This is a genomic window from Nitrosopumilus sp. b3 (assembly GCF_014078525.1).
In the GTDB taxonomy this organism is placed as follows: domain Archaea; phylum Thermoproteota; class Nitrososphaeria; order Nitrososphaerales; family Nitrosopumilaceae; genus Nitrosopumilus.
The window spans coordinates 252,134-277,861 of sequence record NZ_MU078694.1; the positions used below are offsets into that span (position 1 = coordinate 252,134).

Here is a 25,728-nt window from a genome sequence, read left to right on the forward strand (position 1 = left end):
TCATTTCGATAAAGTTTTGAATCTCACCATTTAATTTTGTAAACTGGCAGTTTTTTCATAAAAATATTCTTGCTTTTTCAATTCTTTTTCTGATATTATTCTGCATTTCCTCATGGGGACTAGTCTTGATATTTGCTCATAGGTTTTCATGTCTCGTACATCTGCTGCATATGCTATTTGAAGTAGTGGTGATTTTTCTTCAATCATGGGCTTTGCTTGCTCATACCCTCCACTTTGCCTCATCCCTGTTCTGAAAAGTCCTACATGGGTACTGCTTTTTGAAATTTGGGGATCCTCATAGCAGCAAATGGCAAATTCATCATCATCTTTTTCAATAATTGTTAATCTGGTAAATTTGTCACTCCAATCTTCTACTTCTTTGGCAATCAAAATGGCTTCTTTTTTATCTTCAAATACTGTTGACACTACTAGTCTGTCTTTTTCATATGCCCATGAAATCCCATAAAAATTTGTGTGCCAATCAATATCAAAAGACATGTTTTACATCTAAAAATTATCAAATTAATGCTTTCTAACTTGTCAATTTTATCACATTAGTTACATGATGTTGTTATGATCAACAGATTAATCAAATTAGGACTAAAGAGTATGTTTTAGGGTTCATCATGCGTAGTTACAGAATGACAATTAGGACATAATCCTTGACAATTCCATATTGAATTATTACTTCTATGGCCATCTTTATGATGATATTCCCATCTAGGTGGAACATCACCACATTTTGCACATTTACCATTTTGTCTTCTTCGTACTTGTCGCTTTTCTTGTTCATTCCAACCACGTCTTTTTCCACTATAACCTCTTTTTTTAATTCTAAATTTGGCAATCCCCATCAACGCAAACACCATTACGATTAGTAGGATGGCAGAAGGGTGAGTTTTTGTATTTTCTAATTCTTCAAGATATCCCATAATTGCAATAAGTGGAAGCATAACGCCTGCAACGATAATGAATAAGAGTATTCTGGGATTTTTTTTAAATTTAGGTGGAAGTTTCATTCAGATACAATTTTTTGTATTATGTATGGACTTAAGCATTTAGAATTTATTTTCAGGATTGTAAAAATGAAAAAGATATTCTACCCATCCTATAAAATTATCAAAATGATCTTTTGTTAGCATAGGTTTATCAATTTTTTTGGCTATTATGTTGGTAATATGAAACAAGTCGATCTGTGCCATATTTCTATTAGATGCTATCACGCATGCAGTAATCATAAAAATTTCTGCCAATGTAGTGTCACCACATTCTTCTCTAATTGTTTTGGCCAATTTCTCATCATGAAGTGATTTAATGCCTTTCAGAACTCTCCTAGTGAGAATAAATTGATCATCTGTTCCTCTTTTCATCAAATCAAACGTTATCATCTTCTCAACATAGTCAGTATATTCACTACGAGAAAGTTCAATGGTATTTTTTATCATTGGATATCCCCTTGTCGTAACATTTGTCCATGTCTTTTTTGGATATGCTCTTGAATTACTTCGATATGAAACGAAGCCCTAGGACAGTATGGACATTTATGATAATTCATCAATTTGATATTCCCTCGTTAAAGTTTGGCTGTTTGCATGGCAAAAGAATGGTTCTTTGTTCTTTTAATCCGTATTTTTCTGCAAGTTCTTCGAGATTGATGTGTTTTGCATCAAAGTATTGTTCAATGTATCTTTCGGCCTGTTGTACTCTTTTTGGTTGAGTGTTGATTCCCTGTCGTAATAATTTTAATTCTATTGCACGTTTGCAAATTCCTTTTCCAAATCTCTTTGAAAAATCATATACAAAGTGCTCAAGATTCATTTTAGTTTCTTCTGTCTTTTCAGCCGGATTACATACTTGACAAAGTTTGTCTTTAAGAATCCATGAAACTTGTGGAGATACAACAAAACGTGTTGTGATTCCATTGTTGTATAACAAAACTCTGAATGGTTCACCATCCTTGTAAGTAAAGTAATCCCCCCTATTTCCCAATGGAAAAGAAAACTTGTGATACATTCTTGATTGTGCTCTTAGTCTTGCAAATTGATTTATTTTTTGTTGTTGATTCTTCCCAAGTAATTCTTCCAAATATCTGATTTCTTCTTTTTGGCAATCTGTGTAAAATGTAAAGTTTGAAATTCGTATGAATTTGTCTAGAACTTTCTGTGCATGAAAGTTCAAAATCATAATTATTTTTCTGTCTTCGTTGGTTTTACCAATGTGTCTAACTGTTGTAATTTCTGCTTTTAGTCTGTCAAGTGCTGTTTTTCCAAATTTTGAAACTAATCCACTAAGATCATCAAATACCAATATCTGATTAGATTTTGAGAGTTTTTGGATTGTCGCTGTAAAATCTATCAAGTCCTTATCCTCAAAAAAATGAACTTCAAAGGTAGGATCTAGAGTATGTAATTGATGAGCCAAAACACCGGCAAGTGTAGATTTTCCAGAACTTGAAGCACCAATCAAATTAATTTTCAAAAAACCCATGCTTTTGCTTGATTCGTGAATCTCATTGACACATGCATTGATTGATTGTGATCTTATCATCTCGGCATCTTGCCATTTTATAACAACCGGCTTGCCTGTTTTGCTGACTCTGGATTCTTTTCTTTTGATCTGTCTAGTGATTACAGGCATTTTCTAGGAATTTCTATTCTCCTTGAATCCTAGATCTGCCATGTCTTCACCGTTTTGTGCAATATACTCAATTCTGTAAAGTGCTAATGCGTGTTGTAATTCCTCTAAAAAGTTGTAAAACCATTTATCGAATTTTGATGAAAAGTTGAGCCTATCTCCTAAACCGATTGAATGTGTTGGACATTCTGGAACAACTCGCCTGTAATATGGTGATTCTAGTTTATCTTTGATTATGTTGGTTCTCTGTTGTGATACCCATTTTTCACATTCTGGACATCTCCATTTGTTCGTTGTTTTTTGTTTTGAAATAATTGAATCTGTTGGAGATAACAATATCTGACAAACTTGAATATTTGATACTGCTGTTTCTTTCTTACAGAATCCACATTCATAGAATATGTTTTCTTCTGTTTGTTTGTTGTATGCTTCTGTATCTACTGATACGATGTAATCTTCTGTTAATAATGCATTGATGTTATGAAGTCCAGAAGTTGCACCGTTGTAATCTTTATCTTTTAAACAATTTACCGCGTATGAACGCCAAAATGTAAAACCCGAAGAAATATCTGGAAGATAACCTGATTTTCCCAAACTACAACACACCCCGTTTATGGCGTTTCTTACAATTACCTAGTATAGGAATATCCATACGAAATGTATTGAAATCGATATAGATAAGACGGGTACTTACTCATAAAAATAATTATTTTTTTATTTTATTGGATAACTGTTTGTGCCTAATTCATGCAAATTAGTCAATGCTAATTTGATATGCTGTTACTTATGAAAAAACTTTGAATTAATTGTTTTATTGTCATAAACAAAAGAAAAAGAGTGTGATTTAGCCTATTATTATGCCAATAGTACCGGTTCTTTCTTTAGATGTTTGGTAAAAGCATCTACTTCTTGGGATGTTGTTTTAGGCTTTGTTGTTTTTCTATAACCTAGTGCACATTGTATGCAGATAAAACCATCAAGAGATGATTTACTAACAGAATAACATACAGAAACACCATTCCATTTACTATGAGTTAATGGTATGTCGCATCTGTCACATCTAGCATTTGATTTACTACCTTTGTGAACTATTCCGATAAAACCTCGTTTTCTCATTGGTTTGAAAAGAAGTTGTAATTTTTTAAAACGGGTTATCGTTAGGATCAAATGAACCTAACGGATGATGGTTAATTTCTAAATAATGGAAATCAGATCAGACATTTTTAAAATCTCATTAAAGATTTGACAACATCAAATGCCATTTGACAACATCAAATTAATTTCAATGTTGTCAATTTTCTAGGCGTGGGCTAGGCGTGGTGACAACATGACAACATTGACAACCCATATTTGATGAGAAATTCACACAACCTATTTTTTTCCAAAAAACTTTTCATAAAAATGATGTTGTCATGCTTGTCAATGTTGTCATTAAATACTCTAGGCATAAAATACTGACAACATCAATTTTCATTTCTTGTTGTCAATGTTGTCAAAAAAAAAATAAAAATGTCTGATTTGTAGTATATAAAAGAAATATGCTAGTTTTTGTTATTTCTCGTTATTTTCCAAAATTTGTGATAGTTTGACATAATTTTCATAATCATCAAACGCATCTTGAAAAGTTGTTACTGCATCATTACAAGCATTGCATTTGATTGTCAAATACCATTCAATATCATATCTTACATCAGTTGATGGGAAATCATAATCATCTTTTACATCTCTTGCCAAGTCACCATATCTTGTTTGTTCATCTATGAACTGCACCAACCATTGCTTGAATGACTTAACATTACTGTATCTATTCAAACCCATCAAGACCTACATCAGAAATTGGTGTTATTGTCACTATCTTAGATCCTCTTGTAAAATCACCATCTCTTTTATCATATCTACTAACTGTTATTTCAAAACCAAATCCTCTAAGCAATGGTGTTAGTTGTTTCATTTGTTTACCCAATTCTTTGACATTCTCAGGTAATCCACTATTCTTTTTGATATTACCATGTTCATCTAAACATAGATCATTAAACATCAAGGTAAGGCTTGTTTGTTTTACTTGTATGACAGGTTTCTTATTTTCATCAAGTTTACAGTTTTTTCTCATCATATCTAACAATAATGGGATTAGGGGATATTCTTCATTCAGGTTTAGGTTACTATCATCAATCTTTTCCCAATATCGATTAATGAATTTATTATCTTGATTTCCTAAAGCCCTTGAGATTGATTCACCCCAAATAGCAAATGTGGCCATTCTCGGTAATGATGAACCATCTAATTCTTTTTCGACTTTATCAACTATTCCCATTGCCTTTTGAATTGTACTGAATATAAAACCAAGTAGATCAGGTCTTAACTCATCAATTTTTCTACTAAATTTTTCATCTGTCATTCTTTCAGTTTTTTCAATTTTTGGTAATTCATAGAAGATTGAACGCTCAAGTAAATCAGGTTGATTGATACTTGGATCAATTCCATTTAGGATAATCTTAGACATCAAAGTAAGACTAAATTCATCTGCATTTGTGTAATGTTTTCTTTTAGGATAGAGCGTACCTGTTACTACTCTACATAGAAATTGTGAAATCTCTTTTGTGAAATTATCAGTATTATCAAAGTTTGACAAATCACGTTTTGATAATGCTACTGCCAAATCATCAATCTTTTCAGGTAATGATAAGGCATTTTCACCCTCTGGATCAACAATACTTTTGATTGCACCAGATACAGAAGTTTTGGCACTTCCTTGTTCCCCATGTAAAACCTGTATCGGTATTGGAAAACCCTTTAAAAAAAATGCAATAAGATGTGAAACAAATACAATTTTATCTTGTTCTTGAATCCTACATAATTTAACAAAATCATCCAATACATTTTGATTGTCAAATGTTGGTTCTTGCTGCATGCTTTGAATAGTTTTGGCACTTGGTGACTTTAGAAATATTGGTGAACCGTCATCATCATTTTGGGTTTTAGTGATTTCATTTTTTGAAACCCTGTACACATCACCGTTTTGATTTTGTAAATCATAATACAAACAATCATCAACAAATGCACTTCTACTAAAAACAGGTTTTGTTTTTGTACCATTCAATAACGCATAAGCATGTAAGTTTGTAATTCCTGCTTTGTATGTACTTTCTGCATAGATTTCTTCATAGATGTTTTGTGTTTTTACTCTAATCAGTTGTTGAAAGGTAGGTGAAAAAATATCAATCCAATGTGGCTTTTCATTTAATTCTACTTTGATAACTATTTGTTCAGTATCGTTTTCTGATTTTACCTGTTTTCTGATCAGAGTTTTTCCAACATTGAATACTTTGACAGTTGATGGTATTTTCTCGTCTTTATCTTTATCAAGTTTGATGATAGGTGATTCGTTTAATGTCTGTGGTTTTTCAAATACGCCTGAAAACCTATCATGATTTACTATTGTAAATTTAATTCGATTTTCATGAACTAACCCATCAACAGATGAACCAATACTAACTTGTAATACTTCTTTGATTGCCCTGTACAGATTTCTATGTACATTATCTTTTCTATAAACTGAAAATATTTTTTTGAGTTCATCATTGAAATCATTGTAATCAATCTCAACAGGTGTATCACTTGCCCTAATACCATCTATCAAAACTACATATTTGTACACATTATCCACTTTGAATGAATTGAAAAAGTCTTTGAATAAATCACATATTCTACTTTCTGTATGATCACCTGATTTCATTTTTATAATTCATCACCTTGTGATTTTTTCCAAAATTCAGTATGTTTGAGCCATTCCACAAAATCTCTATGAAATCTTGATTCTGATACATCAATTACTTCTAATTTGAATCCGTTATGCTCTAGAAATTCAGGTAGTTTTGGACATTCAGCATAATGTACAAACTCAAAATATTTTGTTTTATCTTTCTTAGAACCTTCAAATTCAGTAAGATGTAACAATACACCATTTGACCATATAACGAAATGTTCTTCTAAATTTAAGAATAGTTTTGTAAAGTTCTCTTTTGAAAGATTTGCAATTTCTCTAATGATAAAATGATTGTATGGTTTGAAAATAAATTTCATTCTTTATTTCTCATTAAATTTTGAAGTAACTTTTCTTGAACGTCAATAAAGCATAAATCGGTAAACATATTGTAAATTGTCCATTTTGAAAACAGGTTCAAGTTTGGCACAATATAATATAACTGTAAAATTTCAATTAGTTTTTCTTTTTGTTTTTTCTTTACGTGAATATATGCTTCACTTCGTGAAACATTACGTTCTATTACTTCACTTTTCCAACAATTAGGATCAAGACATCTGAATGGCAAATTAATCTAACACCTCTTCTATTTTCAAAATGTTTTTTCTAAATACTTCATCACAGTTGTAATGAAAATCACAGATTAACAATTCCTGTTTTTGTTGGTTTCCTGCATCATATACGATTGAAAATTTTGAAGGTTGATTACAACACTTACGTAAATCTGCCATTAACAATCATCTCCTAACAAAGATTTTTGATTGTGGTTGTAACAAATGTGATTATAAAGACTCCAAAGATGACGAAATCCTTTTGGCCTTCCCGAATTGGAACAGAAGGGGCAAGTAAATTTTTTACCTGTTTCTGGAATTTTCAAATATACTGCATCATTAGGAGTATGCTTGTTTTGCACCCGTCTTTTAAAATCAGGATTCCTAAGCATTGTTAGAACCTCTCTTAATTCGGGTGGTTGTGGGATTCTTTCCTTTTGGGTGGGAAAATCCCTCTCCTTTTTTATCTAAAAATTCTAATACACATTCTTCGATAAAGCGTGAAACTGTAATCAGACGACGGTTTTTTTCTATTGATTCAAGTGTCTGTATGTCTAATGAAATTGAGATATTTTGTCGCATAATACGTTATATTACAACTTAATATATAGGGAAAGTGTAGTAAATATTAAGAATGCCTATACATTACTGGGATGGTAAAACACCAGAATTACAATTCAAAATTTTGGATCTATTGATTACAACCGGATATGTTTCTAGACCAATGATTTTAAAAAATGGGATTAGTCAAAACAAGGCCGATATTCACAATGCTATCAAATCATTGATTGGTTATGGAATTATTCAAGAATACAATAGAAAGTTCAAGAAAGAAAAAAAGAGTGGAATACAAGAAACATTCTACATTTTTACAGATGAGGGAATTTACACAGTAATTGGAAAAGGTGATGATAATGATATAAAAATTCCAATAATATGTGATAATGAAAATTTATCAATAGAAAATTTTTGGAAACTAGTGCTTTTTTATTTCAATAAAGAAAACAAAATCAAAACAACATTATCCTTTGAATCTGTATTGAGCAAATACATAGAAGTTTTGGGAATTGATAAAAAATTAATTTTATATGATTTAACTGATGATTGGGATACGCCTTTTTTAGTATGGTATAATGAAGTAGGAGATTCAAGTCCGGAAGATTGTAAAAACTTTCTTGAAAACCATAAGAAACTATTTTCAAAAATAAAATGGAATAGTCTATCAAAAGATTTTGATAAAAATAGATTGTGTAGTTGTTTAACTAATGCTATTGAGGGATTTATAGGACAATATGAAACCGAAACATATGCTGGCGAATATCAATTAATTAGAATTTTAAATGATCTAAAATCATTAGAAAAAAGACATCATGAAAAATATTACAAATTGTATAACATAGGAAAAGAAATAGATGAAAATATCAATATCAAACAAATTAAGCATGGATTAAATAAAGAATTTTTCATCATAAATGAGATTGAAAATTATGAATTTAATTCTGATATAAATAATATAGAAGAAAATTATGCAGATTATGTTTCATTTTTATTTTATGTAGAATTAATAATATCATTTCAAAATTATGAATGGAGTAAGTTCTTTGAACGAACAAATCTTACAGAATGGTTTGAATTGTGGAAGAACAAAATACTTGATTATAGGCGTGAATCAGTAAAAGAAATAGAGAGTATTTTAACAATTTAGATTACATATCGATAGGATCAATCGATCCTATCGGTTAAAATCTGGTAATATGGGCATGAATATACTATTTTATTCAAAGAAATCAGTAATTTCAGTTCGTTTGTTTGTAACTACCTTTAACCCACCATCGATCATTTTTGTTTGCACCTGAGTAATTTTTCTTGCAGATTCAACTATATTTCGTGCACCATCACTATTTGTTGCAATAATTATGTGGTATGCAATCTGGTTCCCAGATTGAAAAACAGGTATATCGTAAACATGTTTCTTGATGGTCTGAATTTTATTTCGATAAATCTTCATTAATTCTTCTCCTTTTGTAGATTCTTCCCAACTTTCATCTCCATAAAATTCTGTTAATGATTTCCCATAACTATTATCTAATGTACAGTTTGAACGATGTCTAGCAATTACATGAGTCATAAAAGTAAAGATAACATCAGCAGTATCTACATTCAATAATTGTTCCATTAAATTCCATTTGATTTCTCTAAACCCTATAGGATCTACAACTACTAAAAATGCGATTCCACGATTGTTCAATTCTTGTATTTTAGTAATAGAATCTGAAAATTCTTTCTTTTCTGCAATAATGGATTTTGATCCTATTGAATCAGAAAGTGTTGAAATTCTTTTTGTAAGTGCATTAATTGATTCTTCTTCATCATCAAACAAGAAATATTTTGTAAATGATTTTTCATCTGGTTTGAAAAGACTCACTAATGCACTTCCGGGAAAACGTTCATCTTCTAATTCTCGTTCCTTAAATTTGATAATTCCTGAACCACAATGTGTATCTACATAATAAAATTGTCTAAACCATTTCTTGAAAATAGGAACAAATCCACCAATACAATAATCAATCACAAAAAATTTCTTGATAGACCAAACATCACCCGGTGATGTTTTTAGACCATCTTTTTTTATGGTTTCAATTTTAGAAATTAATTTTTCAAGTCTTTCTTTTGCCCATTCATAAGGGTCAAATCCTTTAGAACTCATTATTGTTCATAATTTAAGATTCTATTATATTAAAGAAATTGTAAAAAAGTTAATCCTTTGTAAACAATTCATTACCTAGGAAGGTTTATGGGTAGCCGTGATAATAAATTGTATTGTCTAATTCATCTTCAATCGAATGGACAGAAGCAACATGGAATCCTACAACAGGTTGTACAAAAATTTCTACTGGATGTAAAAATTGTTATGCAGAAAAATTATCAAATCGATTAAACTTAATGGGTGTCAAAAAATACAAAAATAATTTTAAATTTACTGAGCAACCTCAAGATTTAGAACTTCCTTTAACATGGAAGAAATCAAAAAAAGTCTTTGTCAATAGTATGTCTGATCTTTTTCATGAAGATGCAAGAATGGAATACATAGGTAGTTGTTTTAATGTAATGTTGAAGGGAAATCATCATGTGTATCAAGTTCTAACAAAACGTCCTGATACTATGAGTGAATTTTCTAAATTCTTTGAAAATTATTTTGGCGATGTTATTCCTTCTCATATTTGGATGGGCACAAGTGTTGAAAATGGAGATTCTAAATGGCGAATAGATGCGTTAAGACAGGTAAGATGTCATACTAGATTTCTAAGTATAGAACCTCTGTTAGGTTCAATGGGTAAATTAGATTTAACTGATATTGATTGGGTGATTGTTGGTGGTGAGAGTGGTGCTAAGTTTAGACCTGTCAAGAAGGAATGGATTGTAGATATTATCAAACAATGTAAAAAACAAAAAGTTGCTGTTTTCTTCAAACAATGGGGTGGATTTAGACCTAAATCTGGTGGCAGAACACTAAATGGTAGAACTTATGATCAATATCCTAAGATAATAGACGTTGAAAATATTTTGAAAGAAGTTGAATATGATGAAAAAGAATTTGCAAAGTTTTGTCATTTAAAAATTAAATCAAAACAAAAATCTCATCTTGTGAATATTTAATCATAAATTCTATTGGATTGTTACTCTATAATCCTTTTACCATTATTTTCCTTAGTATCAAATGATGCTAAGGTTTTAGTTGATTTCGAAAATAAAAAATAAAGTTATTGTGCTACTTCAATCCTGTTTGACATTTCCAGATTCATTTAGAATATTTGCTCTGATCATGGCATCTTGCATTTTGGACATCTCTTTTTGCAGATCCTCTATGATTTTGTCTTTCTTCTTTTCTGATTCTAATTGTATTGATTCTACAAATAACTCGGATTCTAATTCCTTGTATTTTTTGGCTCTGTCTTCTTCTGATAATCTATAATACTGTTTTAGATAACCACTATGACCATCTAGTGCATTTGCATAATCTGAACCATGCTTTTGGCTTGCTTTAGTGTGGAAATATGCTCTAAAGGCATGAATATTTACAATAAACCTAGTGCTGTTTGGATATTTTTCTGTTAATCCTAGTTTTTCTCTAAGATGAAGAAAGTAGGCTTCTTCTGTATTAATTGCCTGTCTAGGAATTTCTGTGTTTGAAAATACTAGATCATTATCTTGCTTTTTTTCAAGAATTGACTTTAATTTCTCTAATGCTTCATTTGAGATGTAGGTTTCACGACTTTCTTTAGTCTTGGTAATTTCTGCTTCTAGTGTGATTCTTACAGGGTTTTCATTTAGATGAAAGTCTTTTTTCCTTAATGCTAGACATTCCCCTATCCTCATACCACTAGAAATTAGTGTATAATACAATGCTTTTCTTGCTGGACTAGCATAATTCATGATTTTTTTGACAGTTTTTAGTTCAAGTGGCCTTCTCTGTTCTCGTCTTTGTTTTGGAAATTGAATGTAATCTTTAACATCATCTGTTGTAATTCTAATTCCATGACATTGTCTTAGATATGACTTCAAAAACGAAAAATAGGTTTTAATCGTCTTAGGACTTTTTTTCTTGAATAGTTTTTGACCAATCTTGTTTAGGATTATTTCATCATGATCTTCATTTAGAAATTGTATGAAATTGTCTAAAGACAGGCAAATTCTTCTAATATCAGGCTTATTTTGGTTGAATAATTCTTGATAGTATTGTATCATTTTGATTTTTGTAGTCTTTTTTGTTGTGCAGAAATACTCAAACATGGTCAAAGAAGTTTTTGCACAAGTTCTAGTGTTATCTGATTCTGATTTCCTATACATTCTGTCTAGCCAATCTTCATCTTCAAAAACGGATAAACTCATGTCATTTGTGCCCATTTTAATTTAATAAAACGGGGTGTTAATATGACAATGTTGGTCAAATGGTGCTTTCTAATTCTAACCTGAGAAAAATATTTGTACTAAAATTTGATTGTGGTTGACTGAAATATTAAAAAAAATCCAACTAGCACATTTTTTCACATTCACATTGTCTGCTAGTAAACAAATTTTTGAATGCCTGATACTTTGACTGGCCTACTGTTGGTTTCTTTTTTCCGACAATTTTGAATAGGTTGATTCCAGTCTCTGCGCTAGTTCCTTTGAGTGCCCATGAGCCATTCTTCATTAGATATGGTTGTGGGTTTTTCATTGACACTTTTTTTCGTGCCTTGATATCATATGCCTCTATTATTGACATGCTCCATACTGCAATAATGCCTATTACAGATTTAGAGTAAAATTTTTCACAGTTTTTAGTTTAAAATCCGTATTCAGTTAAGCATGATGTTAACTCAAAATTTTTAAAATAATATTGGATGTGAGTTATAATGTCTTTATCTCGCACTCACATTCTTCACGCTTTCCACAAAAAGGACAATTACAATCACAAAAAATCAAGGCTTGATTGCATGTTGGACAATTTGTGTATTCTGCAAAATCCTCTCTCAAAATAATCGACCTCCCATGATAAATTATTGTTTTTTAAATTGATAAATGACTCTATTAGATTTGTGAAAATTAGTTTCTTTTTTTGCTTTTAATTAAACACATGTTAGCTAACTAACTCAAATTTCTTTTATATCTTGAGCCTGTAATCATACTGACGCCTTCGTGTAGTGGTTTAGGCATGCTATAAACGATCACTATTCCAAGACGTCATCTCTATCGTTTTTTCAGTAATGCGTTTTCGGGTGATTTCTCTTTATTGGCTTCCCAATGCCAGTTATGATGTTTCTTCCAATGATTGGATAATTCTTCGGTAGTGGGTTCTTTTCCCAGGGGGGTTCCACATAGTTTACACTGCTTCATCTTTAATCTCAATTTTCTTCTTTTTTGATTTGACTAATGGGTGACATTGTGCAGGAAGATTTTCATCGTTGTCCATGGTATTATGTTTCTATATGAATAAAATTAAGAGTTTGGATGTGATGCCGTTTATTGTTACTTTTTTTTTGAAATAGGTTTTTTCCTTTTTCCTGAATTGTATTTTTCTCTTTTACGTTTTTTTTCTAAATCCATGATCATGTATGTTTTCCCAGTTTCACATAATTTCATTTCACCTGTAAATTCATCATGAATTGATTCTATGGTTCCACTTGATAGTAATTGACCCACAATGTTCCATGCGGTATCTTCTGAAATCTCAAATTTGTAATGAATGGTTGAGACTTTGGTAAAATAGCCGTTTTTTGAATTTCTTAAAATGAATTGTTCTATTTTTTGCTCAGTTGTTAACGAAGGTTCTTTTTTGAATCTTCTAAATGACCTTCTCTCAGACAATATTTTTCCCGGTATTTCCTAGTATTTTAGTAATCATTTGGCACTAATGGTGTCAGGATCATTATTTCCTGGCAAATATTTATCGCCTAACCGTTCTTTCATTTTTTCATCAAATTCCTCTTGCAGTCGTGTTAGGTAGATTTCTGCCTCTGTTTCATCATCTGGAATTCCTGTGTCTGTATCATAATTGAAACCTGTTGCTAAATGATAAAACCCCTCAAAGAATTCTTTGCAATCTATAACGTCTGCATTGGAATCAATTGCCACTGCCAAATAGCCCTCTTCTAATCTAAAATTGAGGCAAATTTCCTCCTCGATCATTATATCTGCCATTACAGCCATGAGGTATGGTATGTGTTGGTTGTCAAGTTTATCTTGTCCTTTGGATGCTATCCACAATTCATTTCCGTCTATGAGATTATCAAAAGTTCTTACAGTCACATCTCTAATTTCGGAATCAGTAAATGCCAATTTTGATTTCCATGACTGCTTGTTATATTCTCCTGGTTTGGCATAAACGATATCGAATCTCAGTTCTTCATTAATTTGTTCAAATTCCCAAATTTGTTTATTGGTCCACATTGGTGAAAATTTATCAATTAATTTCCTTGTACTCTGATCCAATACAAATTTTTCATCATTCCAATGTTTAATCCTATCTTATTCTAGTTAATTCCTGATTTGAGATATTCTAGAGTACATTCAGCAAGTTCCTTGTCGTTGTGCTTTTTTATGTCATGTTTACAATTAGGGCATTTTCCTGATTGCTCTTCTTCAAATTCTTCTCCAACTTGTTTCATACAGCATTCCATCAATTCTGATGTGGAGTGAGATTCCATTAAGAGTTTGCATGTTGGGCATTCAGTCAATTGTAAATTTTATCTTTAATTGATTATTAATAAATTATATTTGAATTTTTTAATACATTCTACATGAATCTGAATGATAAATTCAAAAATAAATTGAGATGTACTTGCAATGATGTTGTCTCTTTTGAAATGATTGATGAAATTGAATGTGACTGGGGAAATCATGTGGTAATCCAATGTCCAATTTGTGAGGAACTTTTTTGCATAGACAATCAATGTCCTGCATTTCAAGATGTGAGAAAATTAGCAAATATTAACACTGGATTATATTCAAAAGTTGAGCTTGAAAACTATCTTTCAAACTCTCATCCTAATTGAAATCTTTTGGCCACAGATGAATTGGTAATCAATGTCGTATCGGATCACCAACATCCCAGCTTATCTATGGCAATACCTTATTTTTGATAATATCTTTAAAATAAAAAAAGTATGCAAATATTGATTCATACCGTCAAATTATTCAATCATTGGATTTACTGATTTTTCCATAGAAAGTTTTAGGTATTGATGTGATTCTTGCCTAGGTATTGAAAGGATTTTTTGTAATTTTTTTAATTATTGGCATAATTGGATATGCATGGTATGCAGATTTGCTTCCATTTGGAACTGAAAATAATTCTGTAAAACTAACCCCTTCAATTGAAAATATCCAACAAATATCAAATGTCTTAGTTTCACAAGAAGAACAAATAATTTATTATTCATACGAAGACCCTCCTGAAATCCCAAACAAGGAAATTCCAGTATCTGCTTTGGAAAAGGCAATTGCCACTTGGGAATACAACAATCCTCAATTGAAATTTGTTGAATCAAAAAATCCTAACATCGAGATAAAGTGGCAGGAATTTTCAACTCCTACACATACAGGACTTGCAACATGTAATTCAGTTTTATTTGGAATACTAAGTCACTGCGTATTGAATATCTCAGTTGGATCTCTTGATTGTAATGAAAATTTTATTCAGAATGATGAGAATATGGTTACAAATATTTTGATGCATGAAATTGGTCATGCATTAAAACTTGGTCATACCAATGAAACCGGTCACTTGATGTATTCTCATGAATCTCCTCAAGAATCATTTGATAATTTGGGATATGTAGTACCTCAAAGATTCGATGAATTGTATGTTGGTCAGAAAATCTTAGTTGAAGAGCAAAAAGAGATAAAGAAAGAAATTGAATCACTGGAAAAAAAATTATCCGATGAGAAATTACTTTATGATAAACTTCTCAAAGATTATCAGTATTATGAAGACCGATCTTTATCATCAGATGAATACCGTGATGCTACTGAGTTATTTAATAATCTAAAAGATAAAACTGAGAAAATTAATCAAATTATTCAAAAACAAAATATTCTGATTGACAAAATTAATGAAATCGTTAACCAATTGGGTTGTAACCCTAACTTTGAAATTTTACAATAATTATCCGAATAATAAAATAAATCCTACTGCCAATGCTGCTACTGATATTCCCATGGTAATGTAGAATCTAGTGTTCATAGATTATGCTAAATTCTTCCAAAATTAATAGATTCACTATTGTTATTCTACTTCCAACTTATTTTCGGCTTAACTTTTAGCCTCATTTTTGGATCATACTTTACCTGAGAAGCCGTTTTTACTATTCCCTCTACCAAATTTGTATTTTTTAAAATATCTTTTTTCAATTTTTTTCGTAAATCCTGGATATTCGTTTTTCTGTTTTTAGCTATAATGCTTGCAAATCCGTCTTCGTTTGTAAATAACATATCTTGTATTAGTGCCACTCTGAACCCTTCTTCGTTTTTTGACTTTTTCAGAATTTGCAAAGTATTTTTTGAGAACTGTAAAATCTTTCCCTTTCCTGTCTGACGATATGCATGTTTTAATAAAAGAATGCACTCTTTTTTACTAAGATTTGTAACTATAATTTTTCCAGCATCCGTCATTACAAATGTATGATACAAATCAGACATTCTTAATTTTTCTAAAAATAATCTGTCTCCTCGAAAGTGTCCCGAATTTATCAGCGCAATATCTGCATTGGTATGATACTTTAGACAATCGGTTATGAAATTACCTAGATTTGTTGTTCCCTTTCTCAGTGATAGTTCTGTACCATCTAAAATTACCTTGTGCGGAAATTTTTTAATTATTTTATTTGATGGAAGCTTATTTTGTTTTTTTAATTTACTATACAAAGATTCAATATTATTTTCTATATTTCTTGATGCTGGAATTTCTTGATATTGCTTTGAGTGTAAAACATATAATTTCTTTTTCAAATTTTGTTTTTTCTTTGAAATTGGAGTTTCATCAAAAACCATCATCTGAATTGTTCTGGCATTTGACTGTCCTTTTACTATCATACACTTGTCTGATTTTGGGCGGTATGAAATTATTTGGCTATGATCATGACCTCCAAATACTATGGAGTTTCCCGACCACATATTATTGAGATTTTTCTTTAGATCAACATCTTCAGAATCTCCCATATGAGATAAGACTGCAAGTAAATTAATTTCTGGGAATTTCTTTTTGATTTCATTTAATGTGCTGTGAAGTGATTTTTTCATGTCCTTTATTTTAAATCCATTTTCAGCAGCCTTGGTTGCAGTCATTTTACCTGAAATCCCAACTATTGCAATCTGTGGATTTTTCTTTGGCCATACATCATACTGCAAAATTTTTTTTGAGATATTTTTTGGGGGAATTAAATTGGTTATTAAATACTTGAATTTTGATTCATGGATTCTCTTTTCTAAAATCATTGATCCTCCATCATAGTCATGATTTCCTAATGTGCAGTAGTCCAATCGGCACTGATTTAGAATGTCTATCATCTGTTTTCCTTTATAGTGATTGCTTAGAAAAGATGGAAAAAGAAAGTCACCTCCGTGCAAAAATAGGATGTTTTCTTCTCCAAATTTTTTAGACAATAGTTCTAAAACTCCATAAATCCTTGCAAATCCAGGCAAATCAATTTTATTTCCAATTTTTGATTCTTTTAGAAAATATGTATCAGTAATATGAACAATAACCAGACTATTTTTTGATTTTGATGTGATTTTTTTTAGAATTCTATCCACATCTTTGTTCTCAAATAGTTCTATTTAGTGTCAATGAATTTTTAAAGGATTGTTCTGATTGAGAATGATTATGAATTTGATGTTTTAGGATTAAAATGACGTTTGTAAATTATACTCATCAATAATGCTGTAGAATTAACAAATTACATTCTTGCAATCAGGCATTAGAAATGTAGTAAGGATAAATCCTCCAAGTATTGTAATTGCAAGTGTAATCAAGAATCCTGCTATCAATGTTTTCTTTTCATCAAGTTTCATTACCATGATTATTTTTTATAGATGTGGTATATCAATTAATTCTCAAAAAATGGCTAGTGGTAATGACTTTGTAAATTCTAAACTTTAATACTCTAAAACTCGTATATATTACAGAAAACTAATGACTAAGATTTGTAAAAAATGTGATGTTGAAATGGAAATTACATCTCAGAAAATCAAAAGGCGAGGAAATGAAACCCAGAACATTCCAACTGAATGCTATTGCCCAAAATGTGATCACGCAGAATACGAAATTGATTAGATTCTAAAATGTTGAACTCTATACTGATCAGATTTATTGCTCTTACATTGCTTGTAAGTTTTCTAGTTTTAATTGGAACATTCTTACCTTAGATTTTGGCATCCATTCTCTTTAATTAATTGGAAATTTGAGTTAAATTTACAATAAAATTAATGCCTGAATTTTTTAGTTTAGAAGATGAAAGCAAGCATGTTTGAACTCCTTTTGCATCGGCTCTTTGGGAGTTACGGTTGGATTTCAAACAAGCAATCATCTTGCTTTCATTATTTCTATTGATTTGAATATTCAAAAATTCTTAAAATAAAACATGTCTTGAATTTTGATCAAAATGGGTTGAAAAAACGATCCAATTCCAATTTTTTGACAAATTGAGCCTAGTTTTAGGATGTTCAAACTGCACACACAGTTTCTTTTAGACATCTACACATATTGTATATTGAGTCATCCGTTTGACGGTATTCCTACGTTTGCCTTAACCGACCATACCCCTAGAATTCGTTTGCCGTCAAACATTTTTCTTTTACAATAAATTTTTCTGTGATGGAAACTAACCTATTATCTGTTGATCATTAAATGTAAGGGTGCCATAATTCATCAAAAATCTGAAAATTGTGAGTTTATTCACGCGGGAAATTGGGGGGATTCAGAACTAATCGAACATCAAAAATTCCACAAATCATTAGAAAATAATGACTACAATTGGCTTGGATTTGACGCATCTCAACCATTTGGAAAATTCAGTGGACGTGATGGGAAGCGTTTTTGATATTAATTGTGATGTAATTTCAACGATGACTGTATAATCTGTGTGAATCTCAATAATTTTATCCTCCCAAAAATGCAGTATGATATGAGTGAAAATGAAGTAATAGTTTGGACAAAGCAGACATTTCTTAAATGGTCTGATTTTAAGGCAGAATCAAATCCTGCAACATTTGAGGATTCTCATAGCGTGATAAAATATCGATTTACCTGGACGGTAAATTCTGAAAAAATAGGCAATGATATTTTTTTTATAATTGAGAATATTCTTCTGTCTGTAGAATTTTTTCCACATTTGTCATGGTTTAGGATTTCACAAGATACTGATGATTTATTAAAACACGAGCAGGGTCATTTTGATCTAGCTGAACTGGTAAAACGTGAAAATCTGCAAAGTTTACAAAATGCGTTTTATGGTAAACGATTTCCTACTAGAGGTCAAAACGAGGAGCAGCAAAAACAATTTGCAAAAGAAGATTCAGGAAGAATAATTGCAGAAAAAGTTGAAGAGTTAGAGCATATTTTAGATAAACGGCGTGAAGAGTATGACTCTGAAACAGAGTTTGGACAAAATATTGCAAAACAATCAGAATACAATTCAATATTTGAAAAATTAAGATAACATTTTGTAAACTAAATGTTCTCTATTTTGACATGTATTTTATGACTGCTCAAGAATTTTATTTTCAGGGACAGAATTAATGTAATTTACCAAACTTCTATAATATTTTAAATGAAAATCCAAGTCCCTGATTTCTGTTTGCTTTAACTCTTCAAGTTCTGGACCGAAATCCCTCGTATCTTTCTGAATGTGGTTTAATGTGTTCTCATTTACTTCAATCATATGAAATAGACTATGCAGAACTTCTTTTTTTGTCAATGTTCGGTCGCATGATTTCTGAAGTATCCTTTCAACCCAATCCATAGTAATTAAAAATAAAATTATTATATCTGCTCCTAAATTGGATAAATTCTAACCTTTACTCTACTTTTTTTACTTTAGGCTTGACTGATTCATTTTGATTTGCCTTCTTTTTTCTATTCATAATTTCCTTATTTCGCTCAATATCTGAATGAACCTCTACGTGCTCGTAAAGCTGTTCTTTTGATTCAAATAATTGTTCACAATAATAACACTGGTGCATCTCCATATTATGCCGATCTTAAATTAATAATTTACTCTAATTGCCCCTCATAGATGATATTTTTTCATATTTGAGACCAATTGATATGTTGAAATTCTCTTTATGGTGTTTCTACTTGAATTTCAGAATTACATGAAGGGAATTTACCTGTCTCATTTTTGAAGTCTTCAATTAACTTTAATTGGAATTCTTTGGGATTTTCTGTAAATACTCTTTGATATGATTGCGTTTTTTGTTTACATTCATTTCCATCAAAATCAGTGTCTACATATTTTGTAAATGTTTTCTCAAGATTATCTGTCTGTCCGATGTATATTGGGTCTTTACTTCTATTATAGAGAACATACACCCCTGGATTTGGTTTTACAAATTTTGCACTTTCAAGCCAAACTCTCATTTTGTCATCTAATAATTCCATGATATGAGTTAGCTGTACTAGATATTAAAGTAGATTATTGTATGATATCAGTAGAACCTTCATGCTTTTAATATTGAGAAAAATTAGATTTGATCCTGTCTCTTTTAGAAAAATTCCCTACTCAATTTAACCCACGTCAAATTCAAAAAGAGATCATTTCAAAAATTGAGGAGAATCTAAAATCTGGTTTTAAAAAAATTATCTTGTGTGCACCAACAGGAGTTGGAAAATCACTTGTAGGAGCCACAGTTTCAAGTTATTTTGATAGTTCTTTTACCGTTACGGCATCAAAGCATTTGCAAGATCAATACATCAAAGATATTCCGTTTTTAAAACCTGTTAAGGGTAAACAAAACTTTCCATGTATGAAATTAATGGAGACAGAAAAAGTAGAGAATGATAGACGAGCAATGCGATGGGGCCTGACATGTGATAAAGGTGTATGTCAAGAGAGAATAAGTAAAAACGGAAAAGAAGTAGTTGAGGTCTGTAAATTTAAGCCAACAATAAAGCAGGTGGAGGAAAAAACTCAGGATTCTCAATCCTGTCACTATTATTTACAAAAATATGATGCACTGACGTCAAATCACTCTCTTTGGAATTACCACGCATTTTTCACAATAATGAAATTTAACAAAAAACTTTTTGAAGATTATCTTGATAGAAAGGTAACTGTATTTGATGAGGCACATAAAATTGAGGATCAAATTATACAGTTTGTTGGATTTGATATTTTCAGTGGTCAGGTAGACGAATGTAATTTAAATTCTGAAAAATATGATTTTACTGATTTAGATTCTGTCATAAAATTAACTGATGACATGGCATATTCTTATGCGAAAAAAATTAAAGATATCAAAGAAAATTCTGCATTTCAAAAAGAACCTGATTATGAGTTGATTAGTGGTCTTGAAAGAAGGTATAATCGCTCTGCACAGGCTAAAATTGATATTATGACAGATAAAGAAAATTTTGTTGTAAATGACCCTGTTAAAGATTTCAATGGGAATTTCAGAACCATCTCTGTAAGGCCTATTGATGTTTCAAAATTTGCTAATGAATTTTTTGAAACCGATTATCAATTATTCATGTCTGCAACAATTGATAAATCAAGTTTTTGTGAAAACATGGGCTTAGAAAAAGATGATGTTGCATTTGTTGATACAGAAAAATCACCATTCCCAATTGAAAATAGAACAATAGATCTACTAAATGTCAGAAGACTAAGTTATGGCTCTACAAATGAAGATGAGCTTGAAGTCATCAAAACTATTGATAGAATTTTAGATGAGCATTCAGATGAACGAGGATTAATTCTAACATCATCCATTCCTAGATGCCAAAAAATTCTTCAATCCCTTTCTCCAAAAAATGCATCTCGAATTAGAATTTGTCATAGTAGAAACAAGGATGGAAAATCACAAGATGATGTAATTTCCGAACACGCATCTGATCCAAATGGTGTTTTATTGTCTTCATCTTTATGGGAGGGTGTTGACCTGAAGGATGAACTATCACGATTTCAAATAATTGCTAAAGTTCCATACCCGAATTATACTGAAAAGAGAACCCGTGCAAAGATGAATAAATTTCCGTTATGGTACACTGCCCAAACACTGACTAAAATTTTGCAAGGATTTGGTCGTTCTATTCGTAGTGATGATGACTGGGCAAAGACATATGTTTTGGACACTGCTGTAAACAATGTACTTTTCAAGGGTCAACAAATGATTCCAAAGGCATACTATGATGTCTTGGGTATTGAAAACCAATAATAGATGATGATATTTTTTAGATTAAAAAAACTATATTCTATTTTATCTTGTCATCAAAGTCATAATCTGCACTATCATCATAACCTTCAATGATGTCAAAATCAAGATCACTTAATTTCATGATGTTATTTTATAGTTAATGCTATTATCTACATGGACAATAAATTATGATAATTCTATAATCTATATAGTTTGACTGGAACCAAGATTTTGTCTCTTATCTATGGATGAATGTTGAAAAATTCTCAAAGACAAAAAATAGACGTATTTTAGAACATTCTTAAATTAATTATTCATTAAAATAATTCATGGAAGGGGCTGATATAGCAAAACGTGACCATCAGAGAAACAAGTCTGAGATTGTAAAATTAGTAAAAGAGATGTTTGCACTAAAAAAATGGGGCAATGAGGAGTATAAGAAAAAACTTTATGATTTGGTTGTAAAAGACGAAGAACTAGTTCAAGAAGTTATTCGAAAAATAAAATTAGAAAAAGGATTGGAATAAGAAGGATTTTTAAAAATGGTTTATATCTGTGCGATTTATTGTCATGCTAATTTAGCACGGATAGATTTTTGGATTCCTAGAGAACAAAATAAATTTGTCATATAGAGTTAAAAAATTATCAGATAGTGTAATGATAAATCTTACATGATACATCTAACATCTCACATTTAATTGAACAATATTGGCTATGCCTATCATGAAATTCTTTTTTACAAGTTATGCACTTGTTTGCAACTTTAAACTTCATCATAATTAACTATCCTTGTTTAGATATACAGTCGTACTGAAAAATTAAATTTTAGCACTAGTTAGAAATCTTATCACTAGTTATATAACATTTTGAGGAATAATTGATATGAATTTACAGTACATAGCCAAAAAAGAACTGGTCGCAGATTGTCCTAATTGCAGAAGACCATCGCTTGTATTAGTGACAACAGTAAAATCCAAAAACAAGGATTGGCTTGGATGTAAAAGTTGTAAAATGTCAATCTTGGTTCGTGATCTCAAAAAGCAACTGTTTACAGAATAATCCGTTTACATTCTCAAAACGGTTGCCAAATCTCCGATGAGTTGGATTTTTCTAGACCCTACTTTTCGGCCTAGTCTGGTTGGATTGATAACATGTTATTGCTATGAAAGTAAATTATTGACATGTGGCGACAAACTTGAGTTCATCAGCCTGTAGTAGACAACAGTAATTTTATAGCAAAATGTTATTTTTCTTTCCTGTTATCTCTAAAAATAATCCATGTTCGCGATCTATAAAGCTTGTGGATAAATTGTTCATCTAGGGATTTGCTGTAGTAATTGCACCCTGAGCTGCTGAGCCTACAAGTGTTGCATACTTTGCTAGTGCACCATGTGTATAGTTTGGTGCAGGTTTTGACCACTGTTTTCTTCTATCTTCCATCTCTTCTTCTGACACATGAAGATCAATTATGTTAGTTTCAGTGTCTATTGTGATTTCATCATCGTCTTTTACAAGAGCTATTGGGCCGCCTACATATGCTTCTGGTGCAACATGTCCTACCATGAATCCTCGAGTTCCTCCTGAAAATCTGCCATCGGTTACCATTGCAACCTTTTTGCCTAATCCCTGTCCAACTAATGCTGCAGTTGTTGCTAACATCTCTCTCATCCCTGGACCTCCTTTTGGACCTTCATATCTGATTACCACTACATGTCCCTCGTCTATTTCTCCTTTTGAGACTGCATCAAATGCATATTCTTCTCTATCAAATACACGTGCCTTTCCGGTAAATTTAGTCATCTCTACTCCTGCAGTTTTGATTACTGCTCCTTCGGGAGCGAGACTCCCTTTGAGAATTACTGCAGTGCCAACTTGATGAATTGGATTTTCAACGGATCTTACTATGTGCTGCTCTGTATCTGGTATCTTTATTGCATTGAGATTTTCCTTGATTGTTTTTCCTGTTACTGTGACACAGTTTTCATTTAGTAATCCTTTGTCAAGAAGTTTTTTTAACACAAAAGGAATTCCGCCAATTTTATCTAGGGAATTCATCACATAATTTCCTCCTGGTTTCATATCCGCTAAATGCGGTGTTTTCTTTCGAATTCTTTCAAAATCATCATATGTCAAATCAATACTAACCTCATTTGCAAGTGCAAGTAAATGTAAAATCCCATTAGTTGATCCTCCAACAGAGTTTAGCATGGTGATTGCATTTTCAAATGCTTCAAAACTCAAAATTTCTTTTGGTCTAATATTCATCTCTAATAATTTTGCACATGCAACTCCTGTGTCATATACCATCTTGTCTCGTCTGTCGTCTTCTGCTGGTGGGCTGGCGCTTCCTGGCAGTGCAAGACCTATGGCTTCTGAAATTGAGGCCATTGTGTTTGCAGTAAACATTCCGCCACAAGAACCCGAATTAGGACACGCTGTGTTTTCAATATTTTTTAAAGACTCTAGTGATAGTTGCCCAGAATCATATGCTCCTACAGCCTCATACACATCAACTATTGTTAGCTCTTGCCCATCTAGCATACCTGGCATGATTGTTCCGCCATAGACAAATACTGATGGAATGTTTAGTCTGGCCATCGCCATCATGGTGCCAGGTAAACTTTTGTCACACCCTGCTATGCCTACAAGGGCATCATACTGATGTGCTCTGACCATTAGTTCAATTGAGTCTGCAATGACTTCACGAGAAATTAATGATGATTTCATACCTTCATGGCCCATTGCAATTCCATCACTTACTGCAATGGTTGAAAACTCTCTAGGAGTTGCACCAGTATCTGATACTCCCTCCTTAGCTTTGAGAGCTAATCTTGGAAGATGAATGTTACATGGCGTTGCTTCATTGCCAGTATGGCAGACGCCGATAAATTGTTTAGATAAATCATCATCATTTAGTCCCATAGCTTTGTACATTGCTCTTTGTGGAGCACGTGATGTCCCTTCTACCACATTTTTGCTAGAAATCTCCATGATATTTGAATTCTAAATCGCTATAATTTAGACTTTATTGAAAATATCATTTGAAAAATTTTCATTGAGTTTAAATTGTAAATGGCTTTGAGAAAATTGTGGAACAAAAAGCTCTAGAATGCCCTGTTTGCAAAAGTAACAAAGCAACAATTGCGGGAGAAAATGTGAAGCTTAGCGGAAGATTTGAAGACAAAGAATTCCTTACAACCGAACTAACTGTTTTGCGATGTACAAAATGTGGATATTACATGTTCTTTGACAAAATGGCTCAATTTACAACAAAGGACGAATCAGAAAGTTCTACTTGATTAATTCCCTGCTTTCTAATTTTAACAATAATGCATCAATCTCTTCAGGAGTTTCTCCACCATATACGATTAGAATTTTATCATCTTCTTGGATTTCTAGTTCTCTGATATCAGGCAACTGCTCTCCGTTCACATAAAATGATAGTTTGTAATCCTCATTAGTACAGAAACTTCTTCCATCTTGGAAAACAAAGCATTGATCATCTAATCCCAAAGATAATGTTTCAAAGAGATATCCTAGAGTTACACCTGTTGCATGCTTGTGAATTGTCGTGCCATCTCTTCCTTCAAAATGAATCCAACTTGATTTAATTTGGTAGGCAGGTGCTGAAAAATCAAATTCATCACCAAAAATTGAAACTAGAATTCCTGCGTGTGCGTGTTCACTACCCAAAGCACCTGCATTCTCAGGACCTCCAGGAACATTATCTGTCATGTTGACAAATATCCATCCTGCATATCCCACAATTACTGCAATTACAGCTAATACTCCTACGGCAATAAGAGTCTGTTTTCTTTTTTCTGCTGAATGTCTTGTAGCGTAATTATCACGTTTTTGTTCACGCTCTCTTCTTTCTTTTCGACCCAT

39 protein-coding genes are annotated in these 25,728 nt (G+C 31.6%); 11 read left to right on the plus strand and 28 right to left on the minus strand.

Annotation, left to right across the window (positions count from 1 at the left end; translation table 11 throughout):
* Window positions 1–30 precede the first annotated feature (30 nt).
* The 13 genes from C6990_RS03405 to C6990_RS03465 all read right to left on the minus strand — a co-directional run bounded on the left by C6990_RS03405 (window position 31) and on the right by C6990_RS03465 (window position 7,530).
* Entirely contained in the window at window positions 31–498 is a 468-nt protein-coding gene (locus C6990_RS03405; protein ID WP_182128388.1) for a hypothetical protein, read from the minus strand.
* A 116-nt stretch (window positions 499–614) separates the two neighbouring features.
* Entirely contained in the window at window positions 615–1,019 is a 405-nt protein-coding gene (locus C6990_RS03410; protein ID WP_182128390.1) for an HNH endonuclease, read from the minus strand.
* Window positions 1,020–1,058: 39 nt separating this feature from the next.
* Window positions 1,059–1,445, minus strand: coding sequence for a hypothetical protein (locus tag C6990_RS03415; protein WP_182128392.1), 387 nt, complete (start codon window positions 1,443–1,445; stop codon window positions 1,059–1,061).
* A 109-nt stretch (window positions 1,446–1,554) separates the two neighbouring features.
* Entirely contained in the window at window positions 1,555–2,637 is a 1,083-nt protein-coding gene (locus tag C6990_RS03420) for a hypothetical protein (RefSeq protein WP_182128394.1), read from the minus strand.
* 3 nt (window positions 2,638–2,640) lie between these two features.
* Window positions 2,641–3,228 (minus strand): hypothetical protein, encoded by a 588-nt coding sequence (locus tag C6990_RS03425; RefSeq protein WP_182128396.1) that lies wholly within the window; start codon window positions 3,226–3,228, stop codon window positions 2,641–2,643.
* A 261-nt stretch (window positions 3,229–3,489) separates the two neighbouring features.
* Window positions 3,490–3,750, minus strand: a complete 261-nt coding sequence (locus C6990_RS03430) for a hypothetical protein (RefSeq protein ID WP_182128398.1) — start codon at window positions 3,748–3,750, stop codon at window positions 3,490–3,492.
* A 435-nt stretch (window positions 3,751–4,185) separates the two neighbouring features.
* Window positions 4,186–4,452: a YozE family protein gene (locus C6990_RS03435; RefSeq protein WP_182128400.1), complete on the minus strand. Its 267-nt coding sequence runs from the start codon at window positions 4,450–4,452 to the stop codon at window positions 4,186–4,188.
* Window positions 4,439–6,370: a hypothetical protein gene (locus C6990_RS03440; protein WP_182128402.1), complete on the minus strand. Its 1,932-nt coding sequence runs from the start codon at window positions 6,368–6,370 to the stop codon at window positions 4,439–4,441. The genes C6990_RS03435 and C6990_RS03440 overlap by 14 nt, the downstream gene beginning before the upstream one ends.
* Window positions 6,371–6,372: 2 nt before the next feature.
* The gene (locus C6990_RS03445; protein WP_182128404.1) at window positions 6,373–6,717 is read right to left on the minus strand and encodes a hypothetical protein; all 345 of its coding nucleotides are present in this window, start codon (window positions 6,715–6,717) and stop codon (window positions 6,373–6,375) included.
* The gene (locus tag C6990_RS03450; protein ID WP_182128406.1) at window positions 6,714–6,965 is read right to left on the minus strand and encodes a hypothetical protein; all 252 of its coding nucleotides are present in this window, start codon (window positions 6,963–6,965) and stop codon (window positions 6,714–6,716) included. Before C6990_RS03450 ends, C6990_RS03445 begins: the two co-directional genes overlap by 4 nt.
* A 1-nt stretch (window position 6,966) precedes the next feature.
* Window positions 6,967–7,128: a hypothetical protein gene (locus tag C6990_RS03455; RefSeq protein ID WP_182128409.1), complete on the minus strand. Its 162-nt coding sequence runs from the start codon at window positions 7,126–7,128 to the stop codon at window positions 6,967–6,969.
* Window positions 7,128–7,340, minus strand: coding sequence for a hypothetical protein (locus C6990_RS03460; protein ID WP_182128411.1), 213 nt, complete (start codon window positions 7,338–7,340; stop codon window positions 7,128–7,130). The genes C6990_RS03455 and C6990_RS03460 overlap by 1 nt, the downstream gene beginning before the upstream one ends.
* Entirely contained in the window at window positions 7,333–7,530 is a 198-nt protein-coding gene (locus C6990_RS03465; protein WP_182128413.1) for a hypothetical protein, read from the minus strand. The genes C6990_RS03460 and C6990_RS03465 overlap by 8 nt, the downstream gene beginning before the upstream one ends.
* A 202-nt stretch (window positions 7,531–7,732) precedes the next feature.
* Between C6990_RS03465 and C6990_RS03470 the strand changes: the two genes are divergently transcribed.
* Window positions 7,733–8,653: a hypothetical protein gene (locus tag C6990_RS03470; RefSeq protein ID WP_182128415.1), complete on the plus strand. Its 921-nt coding sequence runs from the start codon at window positions 7,733–7,735 to the stop codon at window positions 8,651–8,653.
* Window positions 8,654–8,722: 69 nt separating this feature from the next.
* Here C6990_RS03470 and tcmP read toward each other — a convergent pair whose 3' ends face one another.
* Complete coding sequence (gene tcmP / locus C6990_RS03475) at window positions 8,723–9,655, minus strand: three-Cys-motif partner protein TcmP (protein ID WP_182128418.1); 933 nt, start codon at window positions 9,653–9,655, stop codon at window positions 8,723–8,725.
* Window positions 9,656–9,768: 113 nt separating this feature from the next.
* Between tcmP and C6990_RS03480 the strand changes: the two genes are divergently transcribed.
* Entirely contained in the window at window positions 9,769–10,605 is an 837-nt protein-coding gene (locus tag C6990_RS03480; protein ID WP_182128420.1) for a DUF5131 family protein, read from the plus strand.
* A 117-nt stretch (window positions 10,606–10,722) separates the two neighbouring features.
* Here the strand turns inward: C6990_RS03480 and C6990_RS03485 are convergent, their stop codons facing one another.
* The 7 genes from C6990_RS03485 to C6990_RS03510 all read right to left on the minus strand — a co-directional run bounded on the left by C6990_RS03485 (window position 10,723) and on the right by C6990_RS03510 (window position 14,165).
* A complete protein-coding gene (locus tag C6990_RS03485; protein WP_182128421.1) occupies window positions 10,723–11,838 on the minus strand; it encodes a tyrosine-type recombinase/integrase in 1,116 nt (371 codons plus the stop codon).
* Window positions 11,839–11,980: 142 nt separating this feature from the next.
* Complete coding sequence (locus C6990_RS03490; RefSeq protein WP_182128423.1) at window positions 11,981–12,214, minus strand: hypothetical protein; 234 nt, start codon at window positions 12,212–12,214, stop codon at window positions 11,981–11,983.
* 125 nt (window positions 12,215–12,339) lie between these two features.
* On the minus strand, window positions 12,340–12,465 hold the full coding sequence (locus tag C6990_RS10970) for a hypothetical protein (RefSeq protein ID WP_255465159.1): 126 nt from the start codon (window positions 12,463–12,465) through the stop codon (window positions 12,340–12,342).
* Window positions 12,466–12,678: 213 nt separating this feature from the next.
* A complete protein-coding gene (locus C6990_RS03495; RefSeq protein ID WP_182129128.1) occupies window positions 12,679–12,825 on the minus strand; it encodes a hypothetical protein in 147 nt (48 codons plus the stop codon).
* Between the two features lie 132 nt (window positions 12,826–12,957).
* Entirely contained in the window at window positions 12,958–13,296 is a 339-nt protein-coding gene (locus C6990_RS03500; protein WP_182128425.1) for a hypothetical protein, read from the minus strand.
* Between the two features lie 33 nt (window positions 13,297–13,329).
* Entirely contained in the window at window positions 13,330–13,920 is a 591-nt protein-coding gene (locus C6990_RS03505; RefSeq protein ID WP_182128427.1) for a hypothetical protein, read from the minus strand.
* Between the two features lie 41 nt (window positions 13,921–13,961).
* Window positions 13,962–14,165: a hypothetical protein gene (locus C6990_RS03510; protein ID WP_182128429.1), complete on the minus strand. Its 204-nt coding sequence runs from the start codon at window positions 14,163–14,165 to the stop codon at window positions 13,962–13,964.
* A 63-nt stretch (window positions 14,166–14,228) separates the two neighbouring features.
* Here C6990_RS03510 and C6990_RS03515 point away from each other — a divergent pair, with 63 nt between their 5' ends.
* Together C6990_RS03515 and C6990_RS03520 are read left to right on the plus strand one after the other, a co-directional pair.
* A complete protein-coding gene (locus C6990_RS03515; protein WP_182128431.1) occupies window positions 14,229–14,483 on the plus strand; it encodes a hypothetical protein in 255 nt (84 codons plus the stop codon).
* 209 nt (window positions 14,484–14,692) lie between these two features.
* Entirely contained in the window at window positions 14,693–15,595 is a 903-nt protein-coding gene (locus tag C6990_RS03520) for a matrixin family metalloprotease (RefSeq protein WP_182128433.1), read from the plus strand.
* A gap of 125 nt (window positions 15,596–15,720) precedes the next feature.
* Here C6990_RS03520 and C6990_RS03525 read toward each other — a convergent pair whose 3' ends face one another.
* Together C6990_RS03525 and C6990_RS10975 are read right to left on the minus strand one after the other, a co-directional pair.
* The gene (locus tag C6990_RS03525) at window positions 15,721–17,241 is read right to left on the minus strand and encodes a 5'-nucleotidase C-terminal domain-containing protein (RefSeq protein WP_182128435.1); all 1,521 of its coding nucleotides are present in this window, start codon (window positions 17,239–17,241) and stop codon (window positions 15,721–15,723) included.
* 135 nt (window positions 17,242–17,376) lie between these two features.
* Entirely contained in the window at window positions 17,377–17,505 is a 129-nt protein-coding gene (locus C6990_RS10975; RefSeq protein WP_255465160.1) for a hypothetical protein, read from the minus strand.
* A gap of 115 nt (window positions 17,506–17,620) precedes the next feature.
* On the opposite strand from C6990_RS10975, the gene C6990_RS03530 reads away from it, so the two are divergent.
* The 3 genes from C6990_RS03530 to C6990_RS03540 all read left to right on the plus strand — a co-directional run bounded on the left by C6990_RS03530 (window position 17,621) and on the right by C6990_RS03540 (window position 19,145).
* Window positions 17,621–17,761, plus strand: a complete 141-nt coding sequence (locus C6990_RS03530) for a hypothetical protein (RefSeq protein WP_182128437.1) — start codon at window positions 17,621–17,623, stop codon at window positions 17,759–17,761.
* Between the two features lie 562 nt (window positions 17,762–18,323).
* A complete protein-coding gene (locus C6990_RS03535) occupies window positions 18,324–18,527 on the plus strand; it encodes a hypothetical protein (protein WP_255465162.1) in 204 nt (67 codons plus the stop codon).
* An 84-nt stretch (window positions 18,528–18,611) separates the two neighbouring features.
* Window positions 18,612–19,145 (plus strand): hypothetical protein, encoded by a 534-nt coding sequence (locus C6990_RS03540; protein ID WP_182128439.1) that lies wholly within the window; start codon window positions 18,612–18,614, stop codon window positions 19,143–19,145.
* Window positions 19,146–19,184: 39 nt separating this feature from the next.
* Here the strand turns inward: C6990_RS03540 and C6990_RS03545 are convergent, their stop codons facing one another.
* From C6990_RS03545 to C6990_RS03555, 3 genes are all read right to left on the minus strand, one after another.
* On the minus strand, window positions 19,185–19,448 hold the full coding sequence (locus tag C6990_RS03545; protein ID WP_182128441.1) for a hypothetical protein: 264 nt from the start codon (window positions 19,446–19,448) through the stop codon (window positions 19,185–19,187).
* 55 nt (window positions 19,449–19,503) lie between these two features.
* On the minus strand, window positions 19,504–19,668 hold the full coding sequence (locus C6990_RS03550; RefSeq protein WP_182128443.1) for a hypothetical protein: 165 nt from the start codon (window positions 19,666–19,668) through the stop codon (window positions 19,504–19,506).
* Window positions 19,669–19,768: 100 nt separating this feature from the next.
* A complete protein-coding gene (locus tag C6990_RS03555) occupies window positions 19,769–20,086 on the minus strand; it encodes a GIY-YIG nuclease family protein (protein WP_182128445.1) in 318 nt (105 codons plus the stop codon).
* 89 nt (window positions 20,087–20,175) lie between these two features.
* On the opposite strand from C6990_RS03555, the gene C6990_RS03560 reads away from it, so the two are divergent.
* The 3 genes from C6990_RS03560 (at window position 20,176) to C6990_RS03570 (ending at window position 22,899) form a co-directional block, all read left to right on the plus strand.
* Window positions 20,176–21,861: a helicase C-terminal domain-containing protein gene (locus C6990_RS03560; protein WP_255465167.1), complete on the plus strand. Its 1,686-nt coding sequence runs from the start codon at window positions 20,176–20,178 to the stop codon at window positions 21,859–21,861.
* A gap of 308 nt (window positions 21,862–22,169) precedes the next feature.
* Entirely contained in the window at window positions 22,170–22,367 is a 198-nt protein-coding gene (locus C6990_RS03565; RefSeq protein ID WP_182128448.1) for a hypothetical protein, read from the plus strand.
* Between the two features lie 355 nt (window positions 22,368–22,722).
* On the plus strand, window positions 22,723–22,899 hold the full coding sequence (locus tag C6990_RS03570; RefSeq protein WP_182128451.1) for a hypothetical protein: 177 nt from the start codon (window positions 22,723–22,725) through the stop codon (window positions 22,897–22,899).
* 258 nt (window positions 22,900–23,157) lie between these two features.
* On the opposite strand, the gene ilvD is transcribed toward C6990_RS03570, so the two are convergent.
* Entirely contained in the window at window positions 23,158–24,831 is a 1,674-nt protein-coding gene (gene ilvD / locus C6990_RS03575; RefSeq protein ID WP_182128453.1) for a dihydroxy-acid dehydratase, read from the minus strand.
* 98 nt (window positions 24,832–24,929) lie between these two features.
* On the opposite strand from ilvD, the gene C6990_RS03580 reads away from it, so the two are divergent.
* Window positions 24,930–25,139, plus strand: a complete 210-nt coding sequence (locus tag C6990_RS03580) for a hypothetical protein (RefSeq protein ID WP_182128455.1) — start codon at window positions 24,930–24,932, stop codon at window positions 25,137–25,139.
* Here C6990_RS03580 and C6990_RS03585 read toward each other — a convergent pair.
* A complete protein-coding gene (locus C6990_RS03585; RefSeq protein WP_182128457.1) occupies window positions 25,132–25,728 on the minus strand; it encodes a protein-disulfide isomerase in 597 nt (198 codons plus the stop codon). The two genes, C6990_RS03580 and C6990_RS03585, sit on opposite strands and share 8 nt — an antisense overlap.

Bases quoted from the DNA above. Each gene is read 5' to 3' on its own strand.
- C6990_RS03445 (WP_182128404.1), bottom strand. From the start codon at position 6,717: ATGAAATTTATTTTCAAACCATACAATCATTTTATCATTAGAGAAATT.
- tcmP (WP_182128418.1), bottom strand. From the start codon at position 9,655: ATGAGTTCTAAAGGATTTGACCCTTATGAATGGGCAAAAGAAAGACTT.
- C6990_RS03465 (WP_182128413.1), bottom strand. From the start codon at position 7,530: ATGCGACAAAATATCTCAATTTCATTAGACATACAGACACTTGAATCA.
- C6990_RS03550 (WP_182128443.1), bottom strand. From the start codon at position 19,668: ATGCACCAGTGTTATTATTGTGAACAATTATTTGAATCAAAAGAACAG.
- C6990_RS03585 (WP_182128457.1), bottom strand. From the start codon at position 25,728: ATGGGTCGAAAAGAAAGAAGAGAGCGTGAACAAAAACGTGATAATTAC.
- C6990_RS03435 (WP_182128400.1), bottom strand. From the start codon at position 4,452: ATGGGTTTGAATAGATACAGTAATGTTAAGTCATTCAAGCAATGGTTG.
- ilvD (WP_182128453.1), bottom strand. From the start codon at position 24,831: ATGGAGATTTCTAGCAAAAATGTGGTAGAAGGGACATCACGTGCTCCA.
- C6990_RS03485 (WP_182128421.1), bottom strand. From the start codon at position 11,838: ATGAGTTTATCCGTTTTTGAAGATGAAGATTGGCTAGACAGAATGTAT.
- C6990_RS03545 (WP_182128441.1), bottom strand. From the start codon at position 19,448: ATGGATTGGGTTGAAAGGATACTTCAGAAATCATGCGACCGAACATTG.
- C6990_RS03455 (WP_182128409.1), bottom strand. From the start codon at position 7,128: ATGGCAGATTTACGTAAGTGTTGTAATCAACCTTCAAAATTTTCAATC.
- C6990_RS03440 (WP_182128402.1), bottom strand. From the start codon at position 6,370: ATGAAATCAGGTGATCATACAGAAAGTAGAATATGTGATTTATTCAAA.
- C6990_RS03490 (WP_182128423.1), bottom strand. From the start codon at position 12,214: ATGTCAATAATAGAGGCATATGATATCAAGGCACGAAAAAAAGTGTCA.
- C6990_RS10975 (WP_255465160.1), bottom strand. From the start codon at position 17,505: ATGGTAATGAAACTTGATGAAAAGAAAACATTGATAGCAGGATTCTTG.
- C6990_RS03515 (WP_182128431.1), top strand. From the start codon at position 14,229: ATGAATCTGAATGATAAATTCAAAAATAAATTGAGATGTACTTGCAAT.
- C6990_RS03565 (WP_182128448.1), top strand. From the start codon at position 22,170: ATGGAAGGGGCTGATATAGCAAAACGTGACCATCAGAGAAACAAGTCT.
- C6990_RS03495 (WP_182129128.1), bottom strand. From the start codon at position 12,825: ATGAAGCAGTGTAAACTATGTGGAACCCCCCTGGGAAAAGAACCCACT.
- C6990_RS03555 (WP_182128445.1), bottom strand. From the start codon at position 20,086: ATGGAATTATTAGATGACAAAATGAGAGTTTGGCTTGAAAGTGCAAAA.
- C6990_RS03415 (WP_182128392.1), bottom strand. From the start codon at position 1,445: ATGATAAAAAATACCATTGAACTTTCTCGTAGTGAATATACTGACTAT.
- C6990_RS03430 (WP_182128398.1), bottom strand. From the start codon at position 3,750: ATGAGAAAACGAGGTTTTATCGGAATAGTTCACAAAGGTAGTAAATCA.
- C6990_RS03420 (WP_182128394.1), bottom strand. From the start codon at position 2,637: ATGCCTGTAATCACTAGACAGATCAAAAGAAAAGAATCCAGAGTCAGC.
- C6990_RS03410 (WP_182128390.1), bottom strand. From the start codon at position 1,019: ATGAAACTTCCACCTAAATTTAAAAAAAATCCCAGAATACTCTTATTC.
- C6990_RS03405 (WP_182128388.1), bottom strand. From the start codon at position 498: ATGTCTTTTGATATTGATTGGCACACAAATTTTTATGGGATTTCATGG.
- C6990_RS03530 (WP_182128437.1), top strand. From the start codon at position 17,621: ATGACTAAGATTTGTAAAAAATGTGATGTTGAAATGGAAATTACATCT.
- C6990_RS03570 (WP_182128451.1), top strand. From the start codon at position 22,723: ATGAATTTACAGTACATAGCCAAAAAAGAACTGGTCGCAGATTGTCCT.
- C6990_RS03460 (WP_182128411.1), bottom strand. From the start codon at position 7,340: ATGCTTAGGAATCCTGATTTTAAAAGACGGGTGCAAAACAAGCATACT.
- C6990_RS03540 (WP_182128439.1), top strand. From the start codon at position 18,612: ATGAGTGAAAATGAAGTAATAGTTTGGACAAAGCAGACATTTCTTAAA.